The sequence below is a fragment of the Mesorhizobium sp. M2A.F.Ca.ET.067.02.1.1 genome (genome assembly GCF_004023285.1).
In the GTDB taxonomy this organism is placed as follows: Bacteria; Pseudomonadota; Alphaproteobacteria; order Rhizobiales; family Rhizobiaceae; genus Mesorhizobium.
The window spans coordinates 1-19,243 of sequence record NZ_RZSB01000035.1 but is presented as its reverse complement, the minus strand read 5'-3'; the positions used below and the strand labels follow the sequence as shown (position 1 = coordinate 19,243).

19 protein-coding genes are annotated in these 19,243 nt (G+C 60.3%); 7 read left to right on the top strand and 12 right to left on the bottom strand.

Annotated features, from left to right (window positions below; all coding sequences use genetic code 11):
• Positions 1-90: 90 nt before the first annotated feature.
• From EOA28_RS05785 to dctP, 6 genes are all read right to left on the bottom strand, one after another.
• Complete coding sequence (locus tag EOA28_RS05785; protein WP_128314699.1) at positions 91-1,098, bottom strand: efflux RND transporter periplasmic adaptor subunit; 1,008 nt, start codon at positions 1,096-1,098, stop codon at positions 91-93.
• The gene (locus EOA28_RS05780; RefSeq protein ID WP_128314698.1) at positions 1,089-1,538 is read right to left on the bottom strand and encodes a hypothetical protein; all 450 of its coding nucleotides are present in this window, start codon (positions 1,536-1,538) and stop codon (positions 1,089-1,091) included. The genes EOA28_RS05785 and EOA28_RS05780 overlap by 10 nt, the downstream gene beginning before the upstream one ends.
• A 551-nt stretch (positions 1,539-2,089) precedes the next feature.
• Positions 2,090-2,767 carry a TRAP transporter large permease subunit gene (locus EOA28_RS40860; RefSeq protein ID WP_281060892.1) on the bottom strand — a complete coding sequence of 226 codons (678 nt, stop codon included), beginning with the start codon at positions 2,765-2,767 and terminating at the stop codon, positions 2,090-2,092.
• Positions 2,767-3,459, bottom strand: a complete 693-nt coding sequence (locus EOA28_RS40855; protein WP_281060891.1) for a TRAP transporter large permease subunit — start codon at positions 3,457-3,459, stop codon at positions 2,767-2,769. The genes EOA28_RS40860 and EOA28_RS40855 overlap by 1 nt, the downstream gene beginning before the upstream one ends.
• Positions 3,460-3,462: 3 nt before the next feature.
• Positions 3,463-4,566: a TRAP transporter small permease subunit gene (locus EOA28_RS05765; RefSeq protein ID WP_128314697.1), complete on the bottom strand. Its 1,104-nt coding sequence runs from the start codon at positions 4,564-4,566 to the stop codon at positions 3,463-3,465.
• A 58-nt stretch (positions 4,567-4,624) separates the two neighbouring features.
• On the bottom strand, positions 4,625-5,743 hold the full coding sequence (gene dctP / locus EOA28_RS05760) for a TRAP transporter substrate-binding protein DctP (RefSeq protein ID WP_126080980.1): 1,119 nt from the start codon (positions 5,741-5,743) through the stop codon (positions 4,625-4,627).
• Positions 5,744-6,235: 492 nt separating this feature from the next.
• Between dctP and EOA28_RS05755 the strand changes: the two genes are divergently transcribed.
• Together EOA28_RS05755 and EOA28_RS05750 are read left to right on the top strand one after the other, a co-directional pair.
• Positions 6,236-6,631, top strand: coding sequence for a thioredoxin family protein (locus EOA28_RS05755; protein ID WP_128314696.1), 396 nt, complete (start codon positions 6,236-6,238; stop codon positions 6,629-6,631).
• A 5-nt stretch (positions 6,632-6,636) separates the two neighbouring features.
• Positions 6,637-7,356 (top strand): cytochrome c biogenesis CcdA family protein, encoded by a 720-nt coding sequence (locus EOA28_RS05750; protein WP_128314695.1) that lies wholly within the window; start codon positions 6,637-6,639, stop codon positions 7,354-7,356.
• Positions 7,357-7,612: 256 nt separating this feature from the next.
• Here EOA28_RS05750 and EOA28_RS05740 read toward each other — a convergent pair whose 3' ends face one another.
• A complete protein-coding gene (locus EOA28_RS05740) occupies positions 7,613-7,906 on the bottom strand; it encodes a cupin domain-containing protein (protein WP_348633422.1) in 294 nt (97 codons plus the stop codon).
• A 799-nt stretch (positions 7,907-8,705) separates the two neighbouring features.
• On the bottom strand, positions 8,706-9,503 hold the full coding sequence (locus tag EOA28_RS05730) for an alpha/beta fold hydrolase (protein ID WP_128314694.1): 798 nt from the start codon (positions 9,501-9,503) through the stop codon (positions 8,706-8,708).
• Between the two features lie 208 nt (positions 9,504-9,711).
• Between EOA28_RS05730 and EOA28_RS05725 the strand changes: the two genes are divergently transcribed.
• The 3 genes from EOA28_RS05725 (at position 9,712) to EOA28_RS05715 (ending at position 12,661) form a co-directional block, all read left to right on the top strand.
• On the top strand, positions 9,712-10,647 hold the full coding sequence (locus tag EOA28_RS05725; RefSeq protein ID WP_245501477.1) for a 2-dehydropantoate 2-reductase: 936 nt from the start codon (positions 9,712-9,714) through the stop codon (positions 10,645-10,647).
• 31 nt (positions 10,648-10,678) lie between these two features.
• Positions 10,679-11,419, top strand: coding sequence for a class I SAM-dependent methyltransferase (locus EOA28_RS05720; protein ID WP_189341939.1), 741 nt, complete (start codon positions 10,679-10,681; stop codon positions 11,417-11,419).
• 69 nt (positions 11,420-11,488) lie between these two features.
• Entirely contained in the window at positions 11,489-12,661 is a 1,173-nt protein-coding gene (locus EOA28_RS05715; RefSeq protein ID WP_128314692.1) for an acyltransferase, read from the top strand.
• 75 nt (positions 12,662-12,736) lie between these two features.
• Here the strand turns inward: EOA28_RS05715 and EOA28_RS05710 are convergent, their stop codons facing one another.
• From EOA28_RS05710 to EOA28_RS05700, 3 genes are all read right to left on the bottom strand, one after another.
• A complete protein-coding gene (locus EOA28_RS05710) occupies positions 12,737-13,834 on the bottom strand; it encodes an acyltransferase (protein WP_128314691.1) in 1,098 nt (365 codons plus the stop codon).
• Positions 13,835-14,028: 194 nt separating this feature from the next.
• The gene (locus EOA28_RS05705; protein WP_128314690.1) at positions 14,029-14,346 is read right to left on the bottom strand and encodes a YMGG-like glycine zipper-containing protein; all 318 of its coding nucleotides are present in this window, start codon (positions 14,344-14,346) and stop codon (positions 14,029-14,031) included.
• A 200-nt stretch (positions 14,347-14,546) separates the two neighbouring features.
• On the bottom strand, positions 14,547-14,795 hold the full coding sequence (locus EOA28_RS05700; protein ID WP_128314689.1) for a type II toxin-antitoxin system HicB family antitoxin: 249 nt from the start codon (positions 14,793-14,795) through the stop codon (positions 14,547-14,549).
• A gap of 64 nt (positions 14,796-14,859) precedes the next feature.
• Here EOA28_RS05700 and EOA28_RS05695 point away from each other — a divergent pair, with 64 nt between their 5' ends.
• Both EOA28_RS05695 and EOA28_RS05690 read left to right on the top strand, forming a co-directional pair.
• Positions 14,860-16,422, top strand: a complete 1,563-nt coding sequence (locus EOA28_RS05695) for a recombinase family protein (RefSeq protein ID WP_189341937.1) — start codon at positions 14,860-14,862, stop codon at positions 16,420-16,422.
• The gene (locus EOA28_RS05690; protein ID WP_128314688.1) at positions 16,419-17,282 is read left to right on the top strand and encodes a plasmid partitioning protein RepB C-terminal domain-containing protein; all 864 of its coding nucleotides are present in this window, start codon (positions 16,419-16,421) and stop codon (positions 17,280-17,282) included. The genes EOA28_RS05695 and EOA28_RS05690 overlap by 4 nt, the downstream gene beginning before the upstream one ends.
• A 44-nt stretch (positions 17,283-17,326) precedes the next feature.
• Here EOA28_RS05690 and EOA28_RS05685 read toward each other — a convergent pair whose 3' ends face one another.
• Positions 17,327-18,844 (bottom strand): PAS domain S-box protein, encoded by a 1,518-nt coding sequence (locus tag EOA28_RS05685; RefSeq protein WP_128314687.1) that lies wholly within the window; start codon positions 18,842-18,844, stop codon positions 17,327-17,329.
• Between the last annotated feature and the right edge of the window lie 399 nt (positions 18,845-19,243).

Here is a 19,243-nt window from a genome sequence, read left to right as displayed (position 1 = left end):
GACGGCGACGCCGAGCACGGCAACAAGCGTCTGCCGGCCTCGGCCGGCGATGTGCGTGATGGCGATGTCGAGAATAAGTCGCATCGGACCTCACCTCTGCGCTGCCGCGACCGTCACGCGCGCGCCGTCTGCCAGCTCAGCCGGGTAGGGCGAGATGACCTGTGCCAGTGCATCGATGCCCGAGAGGACCTCGACGCCGTTGTTGCCGCGAATGCCGGTGTGGATTTCGCGCAGCCGCGCCGTCTCGCCCTCGACCACGACGATATTATTGCCTTCGATCGCCACCGACGGAACCAGCAGGGCATTCTTCGCGACGCGAATGACGATGTTGACGTCGGTCGACATGCCAATCCTGAGCGGCGTATTGTCCGGCAGCCGGAAATAGACGCGATAGGTCTTCGTCACCGGATCGCCTTTCGGTGTGATGCGATTGACAACGGCCTCAAGGATCTGTCCGGGAAAGGCATCGGCCCTGAGCAGCGTGCGCTGCCCGACCTCGACCCGCGGGATGTCCTCTTCGTTGACCTCGGCGATCACGAGCAGCGGCTTCGGCTCGCCTACCCAGAATAACACTGTGCCCAGTTCGGCAATCTCTCCCACCTTGCCGTCTTGCCTCAGCACGACGCCAGGGGTAGGGGCGCGTATAACATAGGTCTCGAGGCGCGCCTTCTGCCCAGCGACGAGCGCCTCGATCTGGGACAACTCGCTCTGCGCGCGATCGAGAGCCTGCTGGCTCGTCGCATTCTTGTCGGCGAGGACGCTTTGGCGTTGGAACTCCTGCCCTGCAAGAGCCCGCCTTGCTTCAAGCTCTCCAAGCGCTGCGCGGACCTCGCTGTCGTCGAGCCTGGCGAGCACGTCGCCTTGCGCGACCCTTGCTCCTTCGCAATTACATTGTTCAACGATCCTCTCGCGCACAACCGGAGCCACCTTGGCCCACGTATGCGGCTCGACCGAGCCGCTCGCATACACGATCTCAGCGGCGTCGCCGCGCCAGGGCGTCACGATTGAGACAGGCGCCGCCCGCAGCAGATACCAGGCTGTGCCGCCAACCACGGCCGCTGCGACGACAATTCCGGGAATCCAGCGTCTCACCCGCATGGAGCTATTCCTTGATGCCTGACGCCCGGCCGATTAGAGCTGGCCAAGATAGCCATGCTGCCACGATTCGAACGAAGCGACCGCCACGAGCTGCGCGCGCAGCCAACGTTGCCGGCGTCGCGGTCCAATCGGCGGTGCCAGTAAATTGTGACGTCCATTGTCGGCGATTCCATGGGCGGCATGAAAACATCTAGGTAGAGATGGTCGGCCACCAGCCGCGCAAAGTGAATCGGGATGCTGCCGAGGAGGTCGTCGGTCGACATGACAAGCGAAACGGCCTGGAAATGCGGAACAGTGATGTGCACCGAGCTGACCGCAGGCTGCGACAGGCCGACCCGTTCCCGGCACGGTACGGTACTCAGCTCCAGCGTCATCGCATCGCGGACGCGCAGCAGGTTGAGATCGACCGGACCAAAATCACGGCGCCAAATATCCCGCACAGGATCATTCGATTTCCGCCAGGATCATTGGGTAACGATGTAACGGCGGTGCAGCACCGAACCTGGCTGACTCAACATGGAAAAATGCGCAATAGGTCAGCTTCGTCGGTGGTGCCGTCATCGAAAAGTTGGAACAGTTCCCTAGCCAAGCATTCCCGCTGTTCACGATCTTCCATTGCTAGGTGGCGCTCGTCGCACACGCGGTTAACCACCCGCTGGAGCATATCCAGATCAGCAGGCCAGTAGACTCCACTGCACCGCGACACTGACATGGCCGCCGCCCTCAGCGCGGCTTGTGTGGATTATGTCACAAAATGGATTCGGAGGCGAAGAAATACCGCGCCTCTTTTGGAACGGATTCGCGGCTTGGCAATTTAGGAGTGAGCTCTGGGTGTAGCCGCTTCCAATCGCAGGAAGCCCGTCGCCTACGCTCATTAGCTGCGACGGGCTTTTCTGGAATAAATTCGTCGGTGCTGACTGGGGAAGTGGCCGACAGCAAACAAGAACGCGCCGAACGCGTGCCGGCGGAGAAGGATTTTCAGGGTGGGGTTTCAATTGCCCCCGTACATGACCTTCGGCAGCCACACGACGATCGAAGGGAACACGATGCACAAGCCCACTCCGATCGCTTGCAGACACAGGAACGGGACGGCGGATCGGAAGATTGTCGCCATTGATATCTCCGGCGGGGCAACACTCTTCAGATAAAACAGCGAATAACCGAACGGCGGGCTCAGGAAAGCCATCTGCATGTTGACCATGAATATCACGCCATACCATAGCGGAACGTCTTCGGCAGCCACGCCGGCGAACCCGAACGCGCCGCCGAACTGAAGCGACCTAAGGATGGGCAGAAAGATCGGTACGGTCAGAAGCAGGATTCCCACCCAGTCCAGAAACATGCCCAGGACGAATAGGATCACCATCATCAGAACAAGAACGCCGTAGGGAGCGAGACCCGTTCCAAGAATGGAATCGGCGACGAAGTTCTGCCCGCCCTTCAGGATGAAGAAGCCGACGAACATGGTGGCGCCGAAAAATATCCACATGACCATCGCCGTCGCCTTCAAGGTCGCTAAGCTGGCTTCCCGTATCGTCCCCCAGGTCAGGCGACGATGCGCGGCACAAACGATGAAAGCGCCAAACGTGCCGATGCCGGCGGCCTCGACAGGCGTGGCGATGCCCATGAAAATGACCCCGAGCACAAGCAGGATCAGAAGGATCGGCATCAACGTGCGGCGCAAAAGCTTGAGCTTTTCAACAAACGCGATGCGCTCGTGGGGGGCAACGCTGGCCCGAGCTTCGGGTTGATATAGCAGCGAGCCGTCACGTATGCGACATACATCCCCGACAGCAGCAGCCCGGGAAAGACTGAGCCGATCAGCAACTCGCCCAGCGATTGCTGCGCGACGACGGCGTAGACGATCGCCATGACGGAAGGGGGAATGAGGATACCAAGCGTTCCGCCAGCAAGGAGCGAGCCACAAGCAAGCTTGGCATCATAGTTGCGGCGCAGCATCGCTGGAAGAGCAATCATCCCCATGGTCACTTCCGTCGCCCCGACCACGCCAACCATGGCGGCCAGCAGAGTGCAGGAGACGACCGTCGCCGAAGCCAGTCCACCTTTCAGCCCACCCAGCCATTTGTAGACGACGTCGAACAACTCCTCGATGATGCCTGCCTTCTCAAGAATCGCCGCCATGAAGATGAAAAGCGGCACTGCCGACAGCTGATAATCCGTCATGAACGGGAAGACCCGCGACGGCAGCATGTTCAGCATGGCAGAGTTGCCGAACAGAAAGAGGAAGAGCACGGCAAGGCTGCCGGTGCAGAAGGCCATCGGCAGCCCAAGCAGCAGAAGTACGCCCAGGCCTCCGAACATCAATATGCTGAGCCAGAGGATCGGGAGTTCGAGACCCATGGATCAATTGAACCTTTTGGTTGCAGTGGCGATGTCGCGCAGTAGCCGTGACAACCCCTGAAGCAGCAGAAGTGCTGCCCCGATGGGGATCGCGAGCTTTACCGGCCAGTATTGGATGCCCCACTCGGTGAACGAGCGCTCGCCAACTGCCATCGAATCGCTGGCAAAACGCCAGCCGGTAACAAGCATGGTTCCCGTGAACAGGAAAAAGAATGCAGAGGTGATGATATCGCAGATCGCGCGGCCACGTTCCGAAAGGTGGCTATAAACGATGTCAACTCTGACATGGGTTTCGTCGCGATAGGCATAGGCCCCGGCCAGCATATACTGCATGCCAAACATGAGGAACATGCTTTCATGCACCCAGTTGGTCGGCGAGTTGAAGACATACCGAGCCACCACTTCGTAGTAATAGGCAATGACCGCGAGCACGGCCCAGTAGGCAACGAGTTCGCCCGTCACCTTTACCAGCCGGTCGACGGGCCGGAACAGGGCCAGCGGTCGCTTGATAGGCGTGACGGGCACATCGGTCACGATCGGATGCAGGTCAGGCGTATCGGACCGCGCTTCACGCCTGCGGGCGCGACGCACAAGGCCGGGCATCAGAAAAGCGTCGCCGACAAGCACGAGGCCGAGGAGTATTCCGGCGATTCGGGCGAGGCTGTTGGAGCGAGCGAGCGTCTCGAGGCTGGCAGTGTGATTGCCGTGCGCGACCGCCGCATCCGCCTCCGCCTTCGCAAGGCGATCGGCGGCACCGTCCTTGCGTGACGCAACATCTGCCCTGGCATGCGTCAATACCCTTTCGGCATGCTCGGCTTCGGACCGCGACAGCGACACTGCCTCGCGTTCGTCGCGCACCTGAGCGCTCGTCCAGATCACCGCGATGAAGAACGGGATGAACAAGAACCCCCAGCGGCTTTTCAGATAGAAGCGGTGCATGCCGAGAAATCCGGCGGTGATCAGGAAGAAATAGGCGAGGAAGAGATTAGCCCGGCCGGCATCGGGTCTGGTCCGATCACGATAGACAAGGAAGACCGCAGCAAGTGGAAAAAGCAGGAGGCTCGACCAGTAGAGCCAGTGCGGCAGCACAAAGGTGAGTGAAGGCATTGGCGAACGCCCATTGATGGAAGAGCGCCCGTCCCGGCCAGGAACGGGCACGGGGGCCTCAGAGGTTGATCGTCAGCCCCTTGTACATGTCCGGCGTGACGTAGCCGACGGTCGGGTTTTCCATCACCTCGAGCTGCAGCTTGAAGATGCGGGCTGCGTCTTTGTCTTTGTTGGCCCATTCAAACCAGATCGGCACCGCTATCTCCTGGAATTTCTGCAGATCGTCCGGGCCGAGCCGGTTGATTTCTATGCCGGCATCGATGAATTTCTGCCAGGCTTCCATGTCGGCCTTCTGGATCGCGCCGAAATGGGTGTTCGAATAGACCTGGATTTCGTCTTCCACGAACTTCTTCAGATTGTCCGGAAGCTGGTTCCAGACATTCATGTTGACGGCAAAGTCCATGAGGTCGACAGGCTGGTAAACCGACATAAGTCCGGGTGGCCCCATCGAAATGTACTTGGTCACCTGCTGGAATCCCAGCGCCCAATTGACCGCTGGCCCAGTGTAATCGGCGGCATCGATCGTGCCTTTCTCCAGCGCGGAGAAGACCTCGCCGCCCGGCAGCAGCGTTGTTTTGGCGCCAGCCTTGGCGAACGTCTCGGCGATCATGCCGCCGGGCACGCGCAGCTTCAGGTCGCGGAAGTCCTCGATCGAACGGATCGGCGTCTTCGAGTGGATGATGTTGGGGCCATGATGGATGCGATTGACGTAATAAAGGCCCTGGGCGGCATAAAGGTCGCGCGCAGCCTGCAGGCCGCCCTTGGAATAGAAAAAGATGTCCCACTCATGGGGATAGCGCAGCCCCATCGTGTAAGATGAAAGAAAGGCCGTAGCCGGGAGCTTGCCGGCCCAGTAGAGCGAGAACGAGTTCATGGCCTCGAGGACGCCGTTCTTCACGCCGTCGAAGAGCTCGAAATCGCCAACGATGTCTTTAGCCTTGAAAGGCTGGAAGGCGAGCTGGCCTCCCGTCTTGTCCTTGATGGTCCCGCACCAGGTCTGGAAGGTCTCAAGTCCGACGCCAGCTGGCCACGATGTCTGCACTTTCCAGGTGATCGTATCCGCCGCCCCGGCTCTTTGAACCCAGGGCGCCGCAACCGCCGTCGCCGAGAGCCCGGCGACAAGCCCGCCGGTCTTTAGAAAGCTTCGCCGTGATTTGGAATGCGTGTCTTCGTCCATTGTTTCCTCCCTATTCGACAGGCGGACATATGATGGGCACACCGCGGCATCAAAAACTGATAGCGATTTGTAGGTTAGGTCTGCCTTTCCGTCATCGTTTCCGGCCGAGTTGCCAGCGCCATCAAGCATTGCAAAAGGAACCATAGCCTGCAGGTAAGATAGCGCTGCTCGAATATCTTCAACCACTAGGCGCAGTATGCTCGCGCGATTTCCATAAATCCATTCATTTAAGCGGGTTGGCGCCTGTCGAGCCGGTGTTCCCTTCTGTGAACATTCGCAGGGGCGCGGAAGCCGCCGCAGCCTGCGATGTCGAACAATCGGATCGCCAAGAGCTGAGCCAGATTGGCCAGTGATCTCGACAGGGCGCGCTGCAAGCGCATGGCGCATCGGTAACGTTGCCGTGAGCCTGTAACGATTACCCTTAGCGGCACGAAGAACGAAACGTAGCCGTCTGCCGGCCTCCGCCGTCCGCCACGCACCAGGAGTATGAAAATGCTAGACCGCCGTTTGTTTCTCATCGCCCTGGCTGCCTTATCAAGCTTCGCCTGCGCCTTGGCGGCGACAGCTGGCGACCGCATGCCCTATACACAGCAGGAGTTCGAGGACGCCCAGAAGGCGGGCAGGCCGATCCTGGTCGATATCCGTGCATCGTGGTGCCCGATCTGCAAGGCGCAGAAGCAGGTCCTGGCCAAGCTGCTGCCGTCGGCCGAACACGCGGACATAATCGTCTTCGAGGTCGATTTCGATACGCAGAAGGATGTCGTGCGTGCCTTCGGCGCCCAGATGCAGAGCACGCTGATCACCTTCAAGGGCAAACAGGAGGTCGGCCGGCTCGTCGCCGTCACCAAAGCGGACGCCATCAAGCGGTTGCTCGACAGCACAGGCTGAGCGCGATGCTGCTCGGTTTCGGTTTTTCGTTTCTGGCAGGGCTGTTGTCGACTCTGTCGCCATGCGTGCTGCCACTGATCCCCGTCGTGCTGGGCGCTGCGGTCGCCCAGCATCGCTACGGACCCGCCGCGCTGGCGGCCGGACTGGCGATATCCTTCACGGCGATCGGACTTTTCGTCGCCACGATCGGGTTTTCCATAGGACTGGACAATGCGGTCTTTCGCAGCGCCGCCTCGGTCCTGATGCTTGTTCTCGGCGCAGTGCTGGTCTTGCCGGCCTTGCAAACACGGGTGGCGCTTGCCGCCGGTCCCGCTGGCAACTGGGTCGACCAGCGTTTTGGCCGGTTTTCGTCCATAGGCCTCTGGGGCCAGTTCGGCGTCGGCCTGCTGCTTGGCACCGTGTGGAGCCCTTGCGTCGGCCCGACGCTCGGCGCGGCTTCCGTCCTGGCCGCTCAGGGCCGGAACCTCGGCCAGGTTGCCGCAACCATGGTCCTGTTCGGCATTGGTGCTGCTGTGCCGCTACTGATCTTCGGCATGCTGTCGCGTGAGACTTTGCTGCGCTGGCGCGGCCGCATCGCCGAAGCCGGCGGCGGCTTCAAGATCGCGCTCGGCGGGGTGCTGATCCTGACCGGCGTAGCGATCCTTTCCGGTTTCGACAAGCGGCTGGAGACGGTGCTGGTCGACATCTCGCCCGAATGGCTGACCGTGCTGACGACGCAATTTTGAATTGTCTGTGCCAAGGCCATCGGACTCGTGCTGCTGAGCGTCTGATCTATTGTCAGAAATTTTTGATATTTCTGCCAATTCATGGCGCGCGGATCACCCAACGTGACGTCTTGTTCGCAGTACCCGTTCGGTTCTACGCGACGGAAGTTGTCAAAACGTGGTAGAAGAAGGGACGGCAGCAAACACGCTGATCGTTGCCATTTCTGACAGCACGTTCTCGCCGCTCGCCAAGTCCGCCTCGGCGCCTACAAATCGCCTACGAGCGCGTGGTCACGTCGAGAGCTGGTCGGTCGTAGCGGTTTCGCAGATCGGCGAGTGCCTTTGGATCCGGCGCACCCTGTGCCGCAAGTTTGGCGAGCTTTCGAAATAATGCTCGTGACCAGCGGGACACGGTCATTAGCACGCGGGCCGGTTTCTCGCTGACGTTCGTGATGTTGTGCGGCACTTCCGGCGGGATGAAAAGATAGGTTCCGGGCGTTGCGCGGACCATCCTCTCGCCGACATGCCATTCGCACTCGCCGTCGAGCACGTAGAAAGTCTCGTCCTGCACCCGATGAACATGCCGCTCGGTGGCGAACCCCGGAGGGATCGTCCAGTCTAGTGTGCCTGCTATTTTCGCCGGTGACGAGGAAGACCGTGGGATGACCACGCAGCATGACGCCCCTTTTTCTCGTGGGGCATGCGAATGACGGCATCGGCGCACATGTGACCCTCTATGACTCGCGATTTGCTCCTGTAAGCACTGGTGCAACATCGGCTGCCCACGCCGAAAATCCGTCGCCAAAAATTTGCTAAAAGTCTCGAATGTTCGCTACGGGCGACCTCTATCAGTTCGGCCGGTTCCGCCTCGATCCAGAGGTGGGAATTCTCTTTTACGGCGCCGAGCCGACCATGCTTGGGCAACGCGCCGTTGCGTTGTTGCACCTGTTGATCCAAAACGCCGGCGCACCCGTGTCCAAGGACGCTTATTTGCGCAGAATGACATTGCGACACAGCCCTCAAAGGAGCAGGTCAATTGCCATTGGGCGGGGGTGGAAACAATGACCGTTTGGGCTCACGACCTGGCAGTTTGAATGTCGGATATCGTCGTTTTGGGGCCGGAAGCCGTCATTCCGCTTCCGGCCCCAAAGACGACATGGCTGCTTTGCGCCTCCAAGTCTGCCGTAGAGATGAGCTTTGCTGTATCTTGAAAGCAGGCGTTGTCGGCGATCACGTCGGAGGCTGAGTTTCCAACCCCACGAACACTAGCAGCCGATTTCGCCGAGCGGCGTCTAATGAGCTCGCGCCTAGGTTCCGGTCGTCTCGGCCGGCGGTACGGCAAGTCCGCCCAGGGTCAGATGCGGGCGACCTCATTCCCTGAGAAACTCTACGATCTCGGCGAATGCCGAGCTATCCTGCCAGAGGAATAGATGCCCGCCTTCATACATCCGCAAGATCGCTCCTTGGATTCTACTCGCCACGCGTTCTTGGGACGACGGTAGAGCGATCCCGTCGTACCGACCGCCGCAGATCAAAACCGGGCACCTAATCCCTCCAAGACGCTCCCAGGTGTCATGTTGACGACGTGCCTCCAGCAGGCGTGTCGTTCCGGCCTTGTGGCCCGGTTCCTGTTCGAACCGACCATCGTCGAACCTTCTGATGAGTTCCTCGTATTTCTCGGGGTTCGCCTCAGCCCAGACGGCATCACATCGTGTATCGGTAATCGATACCATTACCCGTGCCCGCTCATCCGGCCGGAGCCGCTGTAGGAGATGAACCGGGTAGGATGCCCCTCCTTCTCCGCCACGTGAAGTACAACAGAGCGCGAGTCTTGTTACTCGATCTGGATACCTGAGTGCCAGTTCAAGCGCGACCATACCACCGAACGATACGCCAACGACACGAACGCGCTCCCACCCGACAATATCCAAAAGGCCGGCCGCGTCGTCTGCAAAATCGGCCATGAGATAGGGCTTGTCGGGCTTTGACGTACGGCCGAGGCCACGTTGGTCATATGCAAGCAGGTCAAAGGAGTTCGCTAGTGGCGATTCCAAAAGATTAGGGCTGCTACGCAGATCACCTCGTGAGCCAGATATCGCGAGCAAAGGCGCTCCATTTCCGGTTCGTTCGAACCAGAGGTCGATATCGCGGATGTGGCAATTGGGCATAACCTATTTAGGCGAACGCTCGCTTGCTGTCTTTAGCAGGTTGGCCGCCAAACCGACTGACATCGCCTGCGCGTCTCGGAAATCTGCTCAGCTGGAGTGTACGTGCCAACTGGCTGGTCACTGAAGAAACTGCTAATATTAGTTGGGCTTACCAATCGGTCCGCAATGCGTGGCGGGTTGATGGCGACAGCTGACGTCGAGGGACGGCATGCGGATCGCAATGATGGGAGCGGGCGGCATCGGCGGATACATTGGCGCCAGGCTGGCCCAGGCAGGGGGCGACGTGAGCTTCATTGCTCGCGGAGCGCACCTCGCGGCAATGCTCCAGACTGGTCTGAGGATCCAGAGCGACCTCGGCAGCTTTGTTCTTGCGCCTGTGACCGCAAGCGAAGCGGCGGTTCATATCGGTCCCGTCGATTTGGTGATCTTTGCAGTGAAGCTCTACGACAGCGAGGATGCCGCTGCGTCGATCGCTCCGCTCATAGCCGATAACACGCGCGTCGTTACGCTGCAAAACGGCATCGATAGCGTCGAAATTCTTTCTCGTCACGTGCAGGGCGACCGCGTGATCGGTGGCGCCACCTACCTTTCCGGTTTCATCAACAAGCCCGGCGAGGTCATTCATTCCGGCGGGCTGCCGCAGATCCTGGTCGGCGGCCAACATGATCCTGTCATCGAGGAACTCCAGGAGCTGTGTGACCGTACCATCGGGCTTGAGTTGAAGCCACTCGCGGACATCGACGAAGTGCTTTGGGAGAAATTTGTAACGCTTGCCGCCTTCTCGGGAGGAACATCGCTGATGCGCTCGGGCATCGGTCCGATCCTAGCCGATCCAGAGTCGCGTATCTTCATTGAACAGTTGCGGGATGAGGGAATGGCGGTAGCCGCAGCGGCCGGCCACCCAATGGCCGACGGGTTCCCGGGTCGCGTCGAGATAAGGTGGTCCGCGTTTCCCCCGCATGTGAAATCCTCGATGGCCAATGACCTCGAGCGAGGGAAACCTATCGAGGTTGCGTGGCTTTCCGGTCGAATGCATCAACTGGGAATGAAACTGGGGGTGGCTACGCCGGGCCACTCGGCCGTGTTCCGAGCGCTCCATCTCCATGCAGCGGGGACGAACGCCAGAATTCCAATCTCTGAATAACGGTCACAGCCGAATTAATTTGGAGGACGTCATGGCAGGTTCCTCGAACGAGACAATGCTTGTCAGGGCAGGCGACGACGCTGTCGGCTCCCAGGACATGTTCAACAAGGAACTGCAAACCTATCGCAAGATCGTTGGCGCGAATCTCATGTTCCATCGCGAGGTCTACGGCGTCCTTCGCGATCTGCTTGTCGAGCATGCGCCGGCGTCATTCCGGTTTCTCGACATTGCCTGTGGAGATGCCAGCGCCTCCGCCGCAATGCTGAAGACGATGGCGATCGGAAATTACGTCGGCATCGACTTGTCTGAGGCATCTCTGCGACTGGCGGCACGAGAGCTCGACGGTATGCCATGTCCGGTCGAGTTGCAGTGCAATGATTTCGCCCAGGCCATGGCGAAGTGGTCTGAGCCTGTCGATGTAATCTGGATTGGGATGTCGCTGCATCACCTGCCTGCCACGGGCAAGGCACAGCTGATGCACGACGCCCACCGCGCTCTGGGCGGGAAGGGCATGTTTATAATTTGGGAGCCGGCGCTGTTCGAAGGAGAGGAGCGCTTATCCTGGCTGGCACGATTTTCTTTGCTGCGCGACGAATGGTCGGCAGTTTCAGATGAGGAATTCGCTTCGATGGAAAGGCACATGCGACTTGCCGATTTCCCGGAGACGGTCGGCACATGGCTCGGCATGGGCACGGACGCCGGCTTCTCCCAGGCGGAGGAGATTTTCATGATGCCTAACGAAATGGGCAGGGTGTTTCGTTTCTCAAATTGAGTATGAGCCCAGAATGATCGGCCATCGCGGGTTGACATTCGAAGCTCGCTGTCCATGCTGCATTGCAGCATGAACAATAGCCTTACCGAGTCATCGCGCATCGAATGCCTGGACGGCCTTCGCGCCGCCGCCGCATTGTGGGTGCTCGTCGGTCACTGCCTGCTACTGACCGGCTGGCATCTTCCGGTGCTTGGCGACCCTGCGTTGGGCGTCGATCTCTTCATCATGCTTTCGGGCTTCCTGATGGTGTTTCACTATCAGCTGCGCCAGGACAAGGAGCCCTGGCAAAGGCCTGAAACCTGGCTGAAATTCTGGACGCGGCGTTATTTCCGCATCGCGCCGCTGTTCTACGTCATGCTGTTCTTCGCACTGGCGCTCGGCCCGTATGTTTATGAGTCGCGGACAGTCATCGACGCATTCGTGGGCCGCGCGCCGCAGGCACCCGAGCGCTACCTCGACAGCAGCCTGAAGAACATTTTCGCCCATCTGACATTCCTGTTCGGCCTTTCCCCGAACTTCGCCTACCGGACGCCGCTGCCTGACTGGAGCCTCGGGCTGGAAATGCAGTTCTACGCGGTCTTCCCGGCGCTCATGCTTTTGGCGCGGCGTTTCGGATGGATCCGGAGCGCGATCGTCGTGGCGGCGCTCGGCGCCCTAGCGGTGGCGGCCCTCAAGTTGATGTCGGTCCATTTCCCGATGCCGTCCTTCCTGCCGCTGAAGATCCAGGTTTTCCTGTGCGGCATGCTTCTGGCGGGCGTTCTGGGGCAGAGCCAACCGCGGCCGCTGCTGCATCTGGCCCTGGCCATGGCGCTCGCGGCGATCCCCTTCGGCGACGGCCACGGCCTTTCGAAGTTCCTGATACGCGAAGCGCTGGTGCTTGGGTTCTTTGCCTTGGTCCTCTATCGGATGCTGCCCGGCGCGGCGGGCGCCGCGGCGCGAAAAGTCGCCGTCTCCTTGGGCGGAGGCATCTTTCATGTGCTCGGCGAACTGTCCTACAGCATCTATCTGATCCATCTTCTCATTCTGCAGCCCGTGGCGGCCTTCGTCATTGCCCGTTATGGCGACGGCCTCGGCGCGCCGCTGCGCTTCGCCATCGTGCTGGCGGTCGTGTTGCCGGTGGTTTGTCTTCTGTCCTTCGTGACCTACAGGCTCATCGAGATGCCCGGGCAGCAACTCGGACGCGTGGTGTTGCGCCGGTTTGCACGTAAGAAGCCAGCGCTTGAGCCAAGTCCCGCCGAGTAGCATCAGCAAACGGCTGCACATCGCTGATCTGGCGCGTTGTCCGATCGCCGCCGATGCGGCAGGACCTCGGCTAATTTAGAATTGCGTCACTTCCTCGCGTGCGCGCCGCAGTGAAAGCAGATGCCGCAGCAGCGTCCGCGCATTCTTGTCGTAAACGTAGTGCGCGAACGCAGCGACAGCGATGACGAGAATGGATGTTCCCACGACGAATGGCAGGCCGTGCTGGTTCCGCAAGGTTCCAGTGACGGATTCGTCTAGGATGTTCACGATCCTGATCAGCGGCGTGTGAAGCGCATAGATGGCGTAGGAGATGTTGCCGGAGAACAGGGCGATCGCGCGCCAGAAGCCCGAGAGCCGCAAGCGGGAAGCCATGAGAACAAGCCAGGGCCAGACCAGCACTATCATCGCCAGGTCGTATAATTGCGCGTTTCCGGCGGGCCGGAAGATCATCAGTCCTGCGCAAAGCGCCAGCAGGATGGGCATGTAGAGATTGCCATCCCGGCTGACCCCGGTCGCATATCGCCGCAGATAAACGCCGAGGAAGAAGGAAAAGGCGATCCGGGCGGGAGCCGCGATCGTGCCGTCCCAATGAGCGCCGCCGCCCAGGCTGAAGCCCTGCCAGGCCATTAGCGCCAGCACCAGGAAAGCAAGGCTGAAGATAGCGGCCAGCGAGCGGCGAGCGAGCCTCAGGGCCAGCGCGGCGAAAACCGCGTTGGCGACAAGTTCATAGAAAAGCGACCAAGCCGGACCGTTCAGCGGAAAAAGCAAATCTGGACCGACTGAAAGCGACGGCGGCGTGGGCAGGAAAAGCAGGGAAAACGCAAGGCTCGCAAGCAAATCCAGCCGCGAATACGAGCTTAGCCCGTGCATCGCGATGGTCGCTCCCACGCCGACCACGGCAATGCCGATGCCGGCGAAATATAACGGGTAGAGCCTGACGATGCGGGCCTCCGCGAATTCCCGGAAAGACATGCCTTTTCGGAACTTCTCGTCATAGGCGTGGGCAATCACGAAGCCGCTCAGCAGAAAGAACAGGTCGACGGCGAGAAAGCCTGACGGGGCCAGATCAAGATGCTGCGTCGTCAGCTCGCGGAAATGACCAAGCATCACCAGAACGGCAGCGATGCCTCTTAAGCCGTGCAAGGCGTCGAAGTGGGTTGTCTCCGGTCTCAAACCGCTCTCCGGTTATCCCGAACCCGCCAACGTCGCCCAATTCATCTACGCATTGATTGTGCGTCGCACAAGAAACTTTTTGCGGCGCACGCTAGTGGAATGTGTCCACCACGGTTCCCTGGCCTGCGGGAACGAGAGGGCACCTTCTCCCCGTAACGAGGTCCGCTAACGGGGAGAAGGAAGAACCGGCACGATCAATAATCGCCGTTGTAATACCGGTCGTCGCACGGGGCGGTGTAGATGCGGCCGTAGCGGTCCTGGTAGCGGCAGAGCTGCTCGCCGCGGCGCTGCGGGGTGGTGGCGCTGCCGACAACGGCGCCGAGCAGCGCGCCGCTCGCGGCGCCAATCACCGTCGACTTGGTGTTGCCGCCGATCGCCTGGCCGACAAGCGCGCCGCCTGCGCCGCCAACCAATGCGCCGGTGGTGGCCCGCTGCTGGCCTTCGGTCTGCGTCTCGCAGCCGGCAAGTGCTGCGGTCATCAGCACCGCCAGAATAGCCTTCTTGATGATCATCACTAGAACTCCTCTGAAGCCCCAGGGAAATGACAACAGGTTGAAAACAGGGGCGATTTCGCCCAAGTGCGGGCGCATTGCGGCGGAACGGCGGCGGAGTTCGCTCACGAAGTGAATCAAGGCTTCCCAGCAGTTGAACGCCATGGTTGCCAAACGGGTAAGTTGGCATGGCGAGGGTAAAGGCCGCGGTCAGTCGATCTTCACGCGAACAAATATGGCAGTGTGGTGGCCATGGTCCGGATCTGCCTCAATGCACTCGATCGACGTCGGGAGGGGATCGGTTGGCCGTCTTCGATCATCCCCTCGACATGGAAGGTCAAAGCGTCCTCAGCGAGCTCAAGCGACTCCCTGAGACTTTTCCCGGCCGTAACGACGCCGGGGAAGTCGGGAAACGAAACACCAAAATCGCTGGCCTCATCGTTGTGGATCAGCCCCACATACTGGCGCATTTCCGTCCCTTGCCGCGTGGTCGTCGACCGCTAGTTTAGAGCGTCGGCACGACGGTGCAAGACGATGGACAAGGTTGCAAGGGCTCGCGACAGCCCCACGGGGTGGCGAAGGGTTCGTGCGGCCCAGTACCTGCGCATGTCGACCGATCGGCAAACCTACTCCATTGAAAATCAGCGGGACGCCATCGGGGACTACGCCGATCTCATGGGCTACGACATCGTCGCCACCTATGAGGACGCCGGCAGAAGCGGGCTGAACATCGAAAGGCGGCCGGCGCTGCGTCGTCTATTGGCGGATATCGAAAGCGGACAAGCCGCTTTTGAAGCCGTCGTCGTTTACGACGTCAGCCGCTGGGGGCGCTTCCAGAACATAGATGAAAGCGCCTCGTATGAATACCGATGTCAACGCGCGGGTGTCAGGATCGAGTACTGCGCCGAGCAGTTCGCGAACGACGGCAGTGTCGGATCGGACGTGCTGAAAGCCATCAAACGCAGCATGGCTGCAGAGCAGAGCCGCGTGCTTTCCCAGAAAGTCTTCATTGGTCAAACCCGAGTGGTCAAGATGGGTTTTCGCGGCGGCGGGCAGGCCGGCTATGGGCTGCGGCGTGTGCTCGTCGATGCGGCAGGGAAACCCAAAGCGGTCCTGAAATACCGTGAATGGAAGGCCTTGGCATCCGACCGTGTCATCCTCGTACCCGGACCCGAGGCCGAGGTCGCGACCGTCCGCTGGATCTTCAAGCAGTTTTTAAAGGGCAAGCTGGAAGTCCAGATCGCGCGAGACCTCAACGAGCAAGGCCTTGTGACCGACCTTGACCGGCCATGGACAACGGCGTCGGTGCGTTCGATTCTCAGAAACGAAAAGTACATAGGCAACAATGTCTGGAACCGGACGTCCGAAAGGCTGCATACCGGTCGGGTCAGAAATCCGCCAAGCGCCTGGATTCGCGCCGACAATGTGTCAGAGCCGCTGGTCGACCGAAAGCTCTTCGAGCGCGCCCAGACGATAGCCAGGGCCCGTGCCACCCGGATCAGCAACGATCAGTTGCTGGCGGACCTCGCCAAACTCCTCGAAGAGCAAGGATCGCTCTCTGGCAAGATCATCAATGCGGCGGCGCCCCGCGGCCCAACGAAAAGCATGTACATCCATCGGTTCGGGACGCTCCAGGCTGCCTACGACCTAGTCGGATATGAAGCCTCGGCGAACTACCACTACTTCAGAGTCATTACCCAGCTTCATCGCCGGCGAATGGACATTGTTGAAAATCTTGTGGCTGCGGTTGGCCAGGCTGGCGGGTTTGCAGTGTATGACGCCAAGACGCAGCTCTTGACGATCAATGAGTCATTCACGATCGCGGTTTGGATCGCCCGCCGCCGGTCCTCGCCTTATGGCTATTCCCACTGGCCATTCCTCAAGCGCCGGCTGTTGGGGGCCGACATTTCGGTGCTGATCCGGGTGCTGCCCGATAATGTCACTGTTCGTGACTATTTCATCGCTCCCGCGTGGATAGCGGAGCAGGCGCCACCCATGCTTTCCCCGAACAATGGCGTACGCCTCGACGCCTTCCTATTCCCCTCCCTGGAGCCGTTGGTCGCAATGGCAAGACGAGCACCGATTGAAGGAGCATGATGGAAGCCGAAGCTCACACGCTCAAGAGCAGTCGACATGCAATCCATCTGACAGGCGGACTGTGTGAGCCGGCCGGACCGCTTCACAAATACGTATTTCTAAGGAGCCTGAAAAAACAGAATGAAGAGATGCGAGCTTTCATTCTCGAGGCTGGCGAAGCGAGGGAGCGGCTAGAGGTCGCTGAAGAAGCGTTCCGCGAGTTGCTCGCCGTGGACGTTTTTCGAGGCTTGCTAACGACGGAATCACTCGCCGTTCTGCCACAAGCTCTTATGGATCGGATTGCGGGAAAGCATCCGGAAAACAGGATCGCGCCTCCAGGGCTCGACTTCGATAAGATGGGGCGGCGGCTTCCAGGAGGAATCTGCCCGGAGGTCCTCGACCTCCTAAGCGACTGCGTCGTCCCGCTCAAAATGTTCGGTCTGCTTCGACAGGTCGTTCCTGACCGGCAGGTCGAAATCGCGAAGCTGATGATTGCGCTGAGGAAGGTGAAGCTCAATACCGCGCGGGTCTTCATAATCCTCACGCCGCAATCGCAGCTCACCGATCCTTCAAGGCCGCGGCAGCAGTACCCGGGGATCGAGGCCGTGCAATTGGCGGCCATGGAAAGCGAATTGGCCGATCTGAGCAGCAGGTTTCAGCGGGCGGCGGAATGGAGCGGCATCTGGAACCTCGAGCTTGTGGCAGCCAGGGGCTATATCCTTCGGGTCATGGAGAGCGCCAAAGTGGTGAGGTATCTCGCCCAACACTTTCCGCAACGCTTGGGACAGTTTCAAACCATACTGGATTTTTCAACGCACATCGATCCATCGATGCGTCGTCGAAGGCGTCCCGCGCCGACGCAAGTGCACCAGCGCTGGTAGTGCACAGTCCAGACACCCTGCTGCCCCGACAAGCGGCTAGGACATCAGGCCGAGAATCTTTCAAGATCGATCGTGATCCCAAGGACAATTCCGGCGGCGTCCCAATCTCGCACGACTCCGCCAAGCTCACTCGCCGCGGCACGGATCAAGCGGCTCCCGAAACCTTCGTCGTCGGTTGCGACCGGAGGTGGTCCTCCTATCTCTCTCCACTGGACAGTCACCTTGCCGTCAGTGTTCGAGCAGGCGATCTCTATCGAGCCCGCGGCGGTCGAGAGGCTGCCGTGTTTGGCAGCGTTGGTGGCGAATTCGTGTAGCAGCAGAGAAAGCGGCGTGATCATCGCTGGAGGCACTGGCAGATCGATGCCACTGATCGCGAAGCGGGCATTCTCGCCAGTTCCCTGGCGGTATGGCTCGAGGATTGCGGCGACCAATGCATGCAGGCTGGTCGCGGCCTGAACTGAGTGGCCGCTCGCGGGGAGCATCGTCAGCGCATGCGCCCGCGCGAGGGCGCCGAGGCGGTCGGACACGGTGGAGGCGAGCGCGGCCGGACTTTCAGCGGCTGGCGCGCTCAAATTGACGATGGTGCGTGCGATGGCAAAGAGATTCTTCACGCGGTGGTCCATCTCGCGAAGCAGCAGCTCCCGCTGCTGTTGCGCGCGCAGCCGTTCGGAAATGTCGCGGCCTATCTTGGAGACACCGACGATCGCGCCGGACGCGTCCGCGATTGGGGAAGCGGTCAAGGAGATGGGAATGCTGCTGCCGTCCTTGCGCAGGCGAACGGTCTCGAAATGCCCGACATGTTCTCCATTGCGAATGCGCACCAGAATCTCGCGCTCCTCGTTCTGGCGATCGGACGGTATCAGCGACATGAGCGGACGTCCGACCATTTCCTCGCGGCCGTAGCCGTAGAGACGCTCCGCGCCGCTGTTCCAGTCCGTGACGATGCCATCCATATCCGTCGCGAGGATGGCATCATCCGAGGATTCGACCAGTGCGCTCAGTCGCGCTGCTGTCGTTTCCGCCCGCTCCCGTTCGATGGCAAAGCCGAGCTGACGGGCAATGGTCAACGCCAGTTCGCGTTCACGATCTCCGAAGCGGTGGGGGGCCGGGTAGTAGACCATGAACTTGCCGATGAGCTCGCGGGAGGTGGCAAGCGGGATAAAGGCCAGCGCTTCGATTTCGTCGCCAAGGACTGTTTCGATGAGTTGCCGGGATTCACCGCTGAGACGAATATCCTCGACAAAGATTGGCTCGGCGTCATGCTCATTGCAGGTCCACGGTGTGTGACCTTTGACTGCCTCCCGGTATTTCTCAGAGATTGAGCGCCAGGCGACGAAGCTCATGACGCCGTGGCTGTCAAATCTCAGGATCGCGGCGCGTGACGAACCGAGGGCGTCGCATATGGCATCCAGAGCTGCATCGTAGATCTCGCCAAGGCCGTTGGCCCGGTAAAGTCGGTCGGTGAGACGAAAGAGGACGGCTTGCTCGCGGACAATATCGCCATCGGCCAGCCCACGCTGGCCTCGCCCCATGCCCGCATTACTCACGGCCCCGTGCTGCATGGCTCTATCCCACGGACGGCTCTATTGAAGTTCGGCCATCCTCGACCAAATAGCACCGCGTCCAGGGTTCAGGCCCTTGGACCGCGGACCCCGACCAACCAGACAATATGCGCCTTGCGCAGTTTCGCAATAGGGATTTGGGGCCGTGACGGATAAGGACCGCCGGTCGTTTTCGCTTGCTTGGGGCGCCTGACTTAGACATCCGACGAGACGCTGAGGCAAGACAACTCAGCCTGGCGATCGCGGAACAAATCGGATTGGACCAGGTTCAAGAACATGCCCGGAGATCGACGCGAGAAGCTGGCCGAATTGCTGCGCCGCCAATTTACGAGCGAGGCGGTGCGGCGGCACCTGCGTGAGCTTCCGATCTTTCGCGTTGAGCAGTGGTCGCCCGAGCGG

What these genes read in the sequence shown, in the direction of transcription:
- EOA28_RS05690 (WP_128314688.1), top strand. Translation starts at nt 16,419, where the DNA reads ATGATGGAAGCCGAAGCTCACACGCTCAAGAGCAGTCGACATGCAATC.
- EOA28_RS40860 (WP_281060892.1), bottom strand. Translation starts at nt 2,767, where the DNA reads ATGCCGATCCTTCTGATCCTGCTTGTGCTCGGGGTCATTTTCATGGGC.
- EOA28_RS05695 (WP_189341937.1), top strand. Translation starts at nt 14,860, where the DNA reads ATGGACAAGGTTGCAAGGGCTCGCGACAGCCCCACGGGGTGGCGAAGG.
- EOA28_RS05705 (WP_128314690.1), bottom strand. Translation starts at nt 14,346, where the DNA reads ATGATCATCAAGAAGGCTATTCTGGCGGTGCTGATGACCGCAGCACTT.
- EOA28_RS05700 (WP_128314689.1), bottom strand. Translation starts at nt 14,795, where the DNA reads ATGCGCCAGTATGTGGGGCTGATCCACAACGATGAGGCCAGCGATTTT.
- EOA28_RS40855 (WP_281060891.1), bottom strand. Translation starts at nt 3,459, where the DNA reads ATGGGTCTCGAACTCCCGATCCTCTGGCTCAGCATATTGATGTTCGGA.
- EOA28_RS05730 (WP_128314694.1), bottom strand. Translation starts at nt 9,503, where the DNA reads ATGCCCAATTGCCACATCCGCGATATCGACCTCTGGTTCGAACGAACC.
- EOA28_RS05750 (WP_128314695.1), top strand. Translation starts at nt 6,637, where the DNA reads ATGCTGCTCGGTTTCGGTTTTTCGTTTCTGGCAGGGCTGTTGTCGACT.
- EOA28_RS05685 (WP_128314687.1), bottom strand. Translation starts at nt 18,844, where the DNA reads ATGCAGCACGGGGCCGTGAGTAATGCGGGCATGGGGCGAGGCCAGCGT.
- EOA28_RS05765 (WP_128314697.1), bottom strand. Translation starts at nt 4,566, where the DNA reads ATGCCTTCACTCACCTTTGTGCTGCCGCACTGGCTCTACTGGTCGAGC.
- EOA28_RS05720 (WP_189341939.1), top strand. Translation starts at nt 10,679, where the DNA reads ATGGCAGGTTCCTCGAACGAGACAATGCTTGTCAGGGCAGGCGACGAC.
- EOA28_RS05785 (WP_128314699.1), bottom strand. Translation starts at nt 1,098, where the DNA reads ATGCGGGTGAGACGCTGGATTCCCGGAATTGTCGTCGCAGCGGCCGTG.
- EOA28_RS05725 (WP_245501477.1), top strand. Translation starts at nt 9,712, where the DNA reads ATGCGGATCGCAATGATGGGAGCGGGCGGCATCGGCGGATACATTGGC.
- EOA28_RS05755 (WP_128314696.1), top strand. Translation starts at nt 6,236, where the DNA reads ATGCTAGACCGCCGTTTGTTTCTCATCGCCCTGGCTGCCTTATCAAGC.
- dctP (WP_126080980.1), bottom strand. Translation starts at nt 5,743, where the DNA reads ATGGACGAAGACACGCATTCCAAATCACGGCGAAGCTTTCTAAAGACC.
- EOA28_RS05715 (WP_128314692.1), top strand. Translation starts at nt 11,489, where the DNA reads ATGAACAATAGCCTTACCGAGTCATCGCGCATCGAATGCCTGGACGGC.